The organism is Thermococcus sp. PK (genome assembly GCF_000430485.1).
In the GTDB taxonomy this organism is placed as follows: Archaea; Methanobacteriota_B; Thermococci; order Thermococcales; family Thermococcaceae; genus Thermococcus_A; species Thermococcus_A bergensis.
Window position 1 is genome coordinate 1 of the sequence record NZ_KE387147.1, and the last position, 2,154, is coordinate 2,154.

At 42.8% G+C, this 2,154-nt stretch carries 3 protein-coding genes and 2 pseudogenes; 3 read left to right on the forward strand and 2 right to left on the reverse strand.

Annotation, left to right across the window (positions count from 1 at the left end; translation table 11 throughout):
• Nucleotides 1–195 (reverse strand): annotated as a pseudogene (locus THEPK_RS13515) (hypothetical protein); the annotation flags it as partial.
• Nucleotides 196–467: 272 nt separating this feature from the next.
• Between THEPK_RS13515 and THEPK_RS01425 the strand changes: the two are divergent.
• Nucleotides 468–1,052 carry a hypothetical protein gene (locus THEPK_RS01425; RefSeq protein WP_042697463.1) on the forward strand — a complete coding sequence of 195 codons (585 nt, stop codon included), beginning with the start codon at nt 468–470 and terminating at the stop codon, nt 1,050–1,052.
• Nucleotides 1,049–1,612: an aldolase gene (locus THEPK_RS01430; RefSeq protein WP_042697465.1), complete on the forward strand. Its 564-nt coding sequence runs from the start codon at nt 1,049–1,051 to the stop codon at nt 1,610–1,612. The genes THEPK_RS01425 and THEPK_RS01430 overlap by 4 nt, the downstream gene beginning before the upstream one ends.
• Nucleotide 1,613: 1 nt before the next feature.
• Here THEPK_RS01430 and THEPK_RS01435 read toward each other — a convergent pair whose 3' ends face one another.
• On the reverse strand, nt 1,614–1,868 hold the full coding sequence (locus THEPK_RS01435; protein WP_042697468.1) for a UPF0147 family protein: 255 nt from the start codon (nt 1,866–1,868) through the stop codon (nt 1,614–1,616).
• A gap of 118 nt (nt 1,869–1,986) precedes the next feature.
• Between THEPK_RS01435 and THEPK_RS13520 the strand changes: the two are divergent.
• Nucleotides 1,987–2,154 (forward strand): annotated as a pseudogene (locus tag THEPK_RS13520) (IS982 family transposase); the annotation flags it as partial.

The following is a 2,154-nucleotide window of genomic DNA, read 5'->3' on the forward strand; positions in this document are numbered from 1 at the left end:
TCGGCGAAAAGGTTTTAAGGCTGAAATTAATCGGTTGATAATGGTTTCGGCTTGCATGTTCCCCCCTTTCTTTTTCTGTGGTAGTGTCTGGGATTTAAACCTGACGCCCCACTGCTTATCCTGACAGTATCTTTTGTTGCGACGAAAGGGTTTTAAGGCTGAAACCACCCAGTAAATAATGGTTTCAGACTTCATGTTCCCCCTTCTTTTTCTAAAGTACTGCCAGTAACTTAAACCTGACACCCCACAGCTTATCCTAACAGTATCTGTGAGAATTTATAATTTATTAACAGTCCTTGGATACCACCCATCAGCTTGCTTTTTTCGCTAAATGATGTATTGGATTGATTTCAGGAGTAAGGACTATAAAAGCCACACATGAGATCTTTACTCCACTTTGCAATTTACACACTCCGTTCATAGCAAACCCTAAAAGCCCAAGTTGCTACTTTTCTGTGGTGAGGGCAATGATAATCTACGAACCAATAATGCTCGCAATGCCTCTTGCGGAAAAAATTAAAGATCAAATACTGCAGGAAAAGAAACTGCCAGACGGAGAGACCATCCGAAAAATATTGGCCTCTCTCGGTCTTGAAGAGATGTGTCTGGGAAAAGGACTCGCTTTATTCCGCTCCAAGTACGTTCTCGCTCTCGTGATTCCTTCTGCCAGATATATAACAGTGGATATAATCTCTTCTTCTGGAGACCTAAGCGATGCCCTGGAGCTTATGGTGTATCACGACAGAACCCTTAACGCATACGTAGTTGAGATAGTGCCAGCTAACGAGCTTGAATTCGAAGGAAACATTGGCATAGAGCCGGTTATAATAGATGCAGAGAGTTTTGAACTAAAGAGCACCCCTGTTTTGGGACACTTTGAGAAGGACAAGGACGATATCGTTCTTGTGATAAGCGGAAAAACCTACGATGCATGGAAAGAAAGCGGCAAGCTTGAGGTCTGCCCCATATGCGGGGCTGAAGAACTCGTCTGGCAGAAAGATATTGCCTACTGCAACTCCTGTGGTTTTGGGATAAAGGTGGTGAAAAAATGAGCAGAGTTGTCAAGGAGATGCTTATCAGATATTCAAGACTCGCCCACGAAAGAGGGTTAACGGCCGCATTTGGAGGGAATTTAAGCGTTCTTTTCAACGGAAAGGTTTTCATAAAGGGAACTGGCTCCGTCATGGATGAGCTCACACACGGGCAGATAGCCGTCATTGACCTTGAAGGGAATGTTCTAAGCTCTATAAGGCCATCTTCAGAATGGAAGCTCCACGTTGAAGTCTACAAGCGAAGAAAAGATGTAAAAGCCATAGTCCACCTGCATCCTCCATACTCGATAGTTGCATCCACACTACTTAATGAAGAGCTGCCAATAATAACCCCTGAAGCGGAAATATATCTAAAAAAGATTCCCATAGCTGAGTTTAAACCGGCTGGAAGCTGGGAATTGGCCGAAGAAACCGCAAAACACTTGGAACACTACGACGCGGTTATCCTTCAAAATCATGGAATAGTAACAGTGGGGAGAAGCTTAAGGGAAGCCTACTACAAGGCAGAATTAGTAGAGGAAAGCGCAAAATTATGGTATCTAAAAGAAAAAGGCAGATAAATCACTTAATCTGCTCTAAAGCACCCAAAACTTCCCAGATTATAGTTCTTGTGTGCATTGGCATATTTGGATCCTCGCTAATCTCCTCAAGAATAGCAATAGCATCCGCAGCTCTCACACTTGGGTCTTTGCTAGTGTCCATTAGGGCTTCAATTGCCTGTTCAGCGGCTCTCCTAATATTTCTTGGGACGATTGTATCCTGAATAACTTGCTCCTTTAGAACCTGGATAATCTGCTGAATCATCTCCTCGCTCATTTCCACCACCTCCGATTTAAGTAAGAATTCGTAACTAAATTCTTTCACGCATATATTGCACACCCTAGTTCCCATTAGATCGTTAGAGTTATAAGCACTTAAGTCTTTTGGTTGATTGGTGGTTGTTATGAACTTTCAGCAGGAAATCCTGATCATAAAATCCGAAATCTATCCGATAATCAGCAAACACTACCCGAAAAACACTCACAGGGAAATAATCAGCCTCTACGACCTAATAACCTTCGCAATACTAGCACACTTGCACTTTAACGGAGTTTACAAGCAC